This window comes from Streptococcus cameli (genome assembly GCF_053207365.1).
On sequence record NZ_JBRUIM010000009.1, the window covers coordinates 1 to 5,262 of the forward strand.

Below are 5,262 nucleotides of genomic sequence, written 5' to 3' on the forward strand. Positions count from 1 at the left end.
GCTAAGCAACTCCCTTATCTCACAGGGGGCAACCCCCAACTACTTCAGGCGTACTAGGGCTTAACTGCTGTGTTCGGCATGGGTACAGGTGTATCTCCTAGGCTATCGTCGCTTAACTATGAATGCGTTATCCATTCAAAATTGAATATCTATATTCTAACAAGAAACCGCTCTGCTGTCAATATTGACTGACTTGAAATTGTAATCTCATTCATTACTTTATTTAGGATAAGTCCTCGAGCGATTAGTATTGGTCCGCTTCATATGTCGCCATACTTCCACTTCCAACCTATCTACCTCATCTTCTCTAAGGGCTCTTACTGATATAAAATCATGGGAAATCTCATCTTGAGGTGGGTTTCACACTTAGATGCTTTCAGCGTTTATCCCTTCCCTACATAGCTACCCAGCGATGCCTCTGGCGAGACAACTGGTACACCAGCGGTAAGTCCACTCTGGTCCTCTCGTACTAGGAGCAGTTCCTCTCAAATTTCCTACGCCCGCGACGGATAGGGACCGAACTGTCTCACGACGTTCTGAACCCAGCTCGCGTGCCGCTTTAATGGGCGAACAGCCCAACCCTTGGGACCGACTACAGCCCCAGGATGCGACGAGCCGACATCGAGGTGCCAAACCTCCCCGTCGATGTGAACTCTTGGGGGAGATAAGCCTGTTATCCCCAGGGTAGCTTTTATCCGTTGAGCGATGGCCCTTCCATACGGAACCACCGGATCACTAAGCCCGACTTTCGTCCCTGCTCGAGTTGTAGCTCTCGCAGTCAAGCTCCCTTATACCTTTACACTCTGCGATTGATTTCCAACCAATCTGAGGGAACCTTTGGGCGCCTCCGTTACCTTTTAGGAGGCGACCGCCCCAGTCAAACTGCCCGTCAGACACTGTCTCCGATAGGGATAACCTATCCGGGTTAGAGTAGCCATAACACAAGGGTAGTATCCCAACAGCGCCTCTGTCGAAACTGGCGTCCCGACTTCAATGGCTCCTACCTATCCTGTACATGTGGTACAGATACTCAATATCAAACTGCAGTAAAGCTCCATGGGGTCTTTCCGTCCTGTCGCGGGTAACCTGCATCTTCACAGGTACTAAAATTTCACCGAGTCTCTCGTTGAGACAGTGCCCAAATCATTACGCCTTTCGTGCGGGTCGGAACTTACCCGACAAGGAATTTCGCTACCTTAGGACCGTTATAGTTACGGCCGCCGTTTACTGGGGCTTCAATTCACACCTTCGCTTACGCTAAGCGCTCCTCTTAACCTTCCAGCACCGGGCAGGCGTCACCCCCTATACATCATCTTACGATTTAGCAGAGAGCTGTGTTTTTGATAAACAGTTGCTTGGGCCTATTCACTGCGGCTGACTTAAAGCCAGCACCCCTTCTCCCGAAGTTACGGGGTCATTTTGCCGAGTTCCTTAACGAGAGTTCTCTCGATCACCTGAGGCTACTCGCCTCGACTACCTGTGTCGGTTTGCGGTACGGGTAGAGTATAATTAACGCTAGAAGCTTTTCTTGGCAGTGTGACGTCACTAACTTCGCTACTAAACTTCGCTCCCCATCACAGCTCAATGTTATAGAGATAAGCATTTGACTCATCTCACACCTCACTGCTTAGACAGGCTCTTCCAATCGCCTGCTTTAGTTAGCCTACTGCGTCCCTCCATCACTATATACTCTAGTACAGGAATATCAACCTGTTGGCCATCGGATACACCTTTCGGTCTCTCCTTAGGTCCCGACTAACCCAGGGCGGACGAGCCTTCCCCTGGAAACCTTAGTCTTACGGTGGATGGGATTCTCACCCATCTTTCGCTACTCATACCGGCATTCTCACTTCTATGCGTTCCAGCACTCCTCACGGTATGCCTTCGCCACACATAGAACGCTCTCCTACCATAACACCTAAGTGTTATCCACAGCTTCGGTAAATTGTTTTAGCCCCGGTACATTTTCGGCGCAGGGTCACTCGACTAGTGAGCTATTACGCACTCTTTGAATGAATAGCTGCTTCTAAGCTAACATCCTAGTTGTCTGTGCAACCCCACATCCTTTTCCACTTAACAATTATTTTGGGACCTTAGCTGGTGGTCTGGGCTGTTTCCCTTTCGACTACGGATCTTAGCACTCGCAGTCTGACTGCCGATCATATCTCATTGGCATTCGGAGTTTATCTGAAATCAGTAAACCGAGATGGCCCCCTCATCCAAACAGTGCTCTACCTCCAAGAGATTTAAATATCGACGCTAGCCCTAAAGCTATTTCGGAGAGAACCAGCTATCTCCAAGTTCGTTTGGAATTTCTCCGCTACCCACAAGTCATCCAAGCACTTTTCAACGTGCCCTGGTTCGGTCCTCCAGTGCGTCTTACCGCACCTTCAACCTGCTCATGGGTAGGTCACATGGTTTCGGGTCTACATCATGATACTAATTCGCCCTGTTCAGACTCGGTTTCCCTACGGCTCCGTCTCTTCAACTTAACCTCGCATCATAACGTAACTCGCCGGTTCATTCTACAAAAGGCACGCTCTCACCCATTAACGGGCTCGAACTTGTTGTAGGCACACGGTTTCAGGTTCTATTTCACTCCCCTTCCGGGGTGCTTTTCACCTTTCCCTCACGGTACTGGTTCACTATCGGTCACTAGGGAGTATTTAGGGTTGGGAGATGGTCCTCCCAGATTCCGACGAGATTTCGCGTGTCTCGCCGTACTCAGGATACTGCTAGGGTTCAAAACTATTTCAAATACGAGGCTCTCACTCTCTTTGGCTGACCTTCCCATGTCATTCTTCTATAATCTTTTCTTCCCACAGCGCAGTCCTACAACCCCGAGGAGTAAACTCCTCGGTTTGCCCTCCTGCCGTTTCGCTCGCCGCTACTAAGGCAATCGCTTTTGCTTTCTCTTCCTGCAGCTACTTAGATGTTTCAGTTCACTGCGTCTTCCTCTACATTACCTTAACAGTAATGAGTGACAGGCATCAACCTGCCGGGTTCCCCCATTCGGACATCTCTGGATCTTCGCTTACGTACAACTCCCCAAAGCATTTCGTTGTTAGTCACGTCCTTCATCGGCTCCTAGTGCCAAGGCATCCACCGTGCGCCCTTATTAACTTAACCTTATTTTTTAACCTAATTCTTTCAAATTAGAAAACTCATTAAATATTTACAGCGTTTTCGGTTTATTTTCTTGTTACTATTCATTTAACTATTACTAATTAAATGGAATTTGATAGATATTCAATTTTCAATGGACAAACTATAAGATACTAAGACCGTCCCGACTTGTCGGGCATTTTTGTAGAAAAATAGGAAACTGACGTTGTGTCCTTAGACACTAGGAAGTTTTTCTTTTTTCCTAAAAAATGAGGTCGTGTTCAATTCCTTGAACTTCATCTTAAATTATTGTCTAGATTTCTCTAGACTATGGAGCCTAGCGGGATCGAACCGCTGACCTCCTGCGTGCAAAGCAGGCGCTCTCCCAGCTGAGCTAAGGCCCCACATATGGGTTGTAATAAAGACCCCTCAAAATTAAAGAAGACTAACGTACAGGTTCCTTATCCTTAGAAAGGAGGTGATCCAGCCGCACCTTCCGATACGGCTACCTTGTTACGACTTCACCCCAATCATCTATCCCACCTTAGGCGGCTGGCTCCAAATGGTTACCTCACCGACTTCGGGTGTTACAAACTCTCGTGGTGTGACGGGCGGTGTGTACAAGGCCCGGGAACGTATTCACCGCGGCGTGCTGATCCGCGATTACTAGCGATTCCGACTTCATGTAGGCGAGTTGCAGCCTACAATCCGAACTGAGATTGGCTTTAAGAGATTAGCTTGCCGTCACCGGCTTGCGACTCGTTGTACCAACCATTGTAGCACGTGTGTAGCCCAGGTCATAAGGGGCATGATGATTTGACGTCATCCCCACCTTCCTCCGGTTTATTACCGGCAGTCTCGCTAGAGTGCCCAACTAAATGATGGCAACTAACAATAGGGGTTGCGCTCGTTGCGGGACTTAACCCAACATCTCACGACACGAGCTGACGACAACCATGCACCACCTGTCACCTCTGCCCCGAAGGGAAAGTCTATCTCTAGACCGGTCAGAGGGATGTCAAGACCTGGTAAGGTTCTTCGCGTTGCTTCGAATTAAACCACATGCTCCACCGCTTGTGCGGGCCCCCGTCAATTCCTTTGAGTTTCAACCTTGCGGTCGTACTCCCCAGGCGGAGTGCTTAATGCGTTAGCTGCGGCACTGAGTCCCGGAAAGGACCCAACACCTAGCACTCATCGTTTACGGCGTGGACTACCAGGGTATCTAATCCTGTTTGCTCCCCACGCTTTCGAGCCTCAGCGTCAGTTACAGACCAGAGAGCCGCTTTCGCCACCGGTGTTCCTCCATATATCTACGCATTTCACCGCTACACATGGAATTCCACTCTCCCCTTCTGCACTCAAGTTGTACAGTTTCCAAAGCACACAATGGTTGAGCCACTGCCTTTTACTTCAGACTTATACAACCGCCTGCGCTCGCTTTACGCCCAATAAATCCGGACAACGCTTGGGACCTACGTATTACCGCGGCTGCTGGCACGTAGTTAGCCGTCCCTTTCTGGTAAGATACCGTCATAGTGTGAACTTTCCACTCTCACACCCGTTCTTCTCTTACAACAGAGCTTTACGATCCGAAAACCTTCTTCACTCACGCGGCGTTGCTCGGTCAGGGTTCCCCCCATTGCCGAAGATTCCCTACTGCTGCCTCCCGTAGGAGTCTGGGCCGTGTCTCAGTCCCAGTGTGGCCGATCACCCTCTCAGGTCGGCTATGTATCGATGCCTTGGTAGGCCGTTACCCTACCAACTAGCTAATACAACGCAGGTCCATCTGGTAGTGAAGCAATTGCTCCTTTCAAATTAATAACATGTGTTACTAACTGTTATGCGGTATTAGCTATCGTTTCCAATAGTTATCCCCCGCTACCAGGCAGGTTACCTACGCGTTACTCACCCGTTCGCGACTCAATCAAATCGGTGGAGCAAGCTCCGGTGATTCAATTGCGTTCCACTTGCATGTATTAGGCACGCCGCCAGCGTTCGTCCTGAGCCAGGATCAAACTCTCATTAAAATAGTTTGTCCGGCTAAGCACTCTGGCTTATCCGTTTATTGTTTTTTTGTCATTGACGGACTTGTTAAACAAGTCCACCCTGCACGTTTGGTTCGTCTTCTTTAATTTTCAAAGGTCTTTCATGCCTCTT

Annotated in this window: 1 tRNA gene and 3 rRNA genes; all 4 read right to left on the reverse strand. The window is 49.1% G+C overall.

What is annotated here, in order from left to right:
• Positions 1-116, reverse strand: a 5S ribosomal RNA gene (rrf, locus tag ACVR1I_RS10820).
• 108 nt (positions 117-224) lie between these two features.
• Positions 225-3,129, reverse strand: a 23S ribosomal RNA gene (locus tag ACVR1I_RS10825).
• 307 nt (positions 3,130-3,436) lie between these two features.
• Positions 3,437-3,509, reverse strand: a tRNA-Ala gene (locus ACVR1I_RS10830).
• Positions 3,510-3,576: 67 nt separating this feature from the next.
• Positions 3,577-5,132, reverse strand: a 16S ribosomal RNA gene (locus ACVR1I_RS10835).
• Together the 16S, 23S and 5S rRNA genes with 1 tRNA gene alongside form the textbook arrangement of a ribosomal RNA operon.
• Between the last annotated feature and the right edge of the window lie 130 nt (positions 5,133-5,262).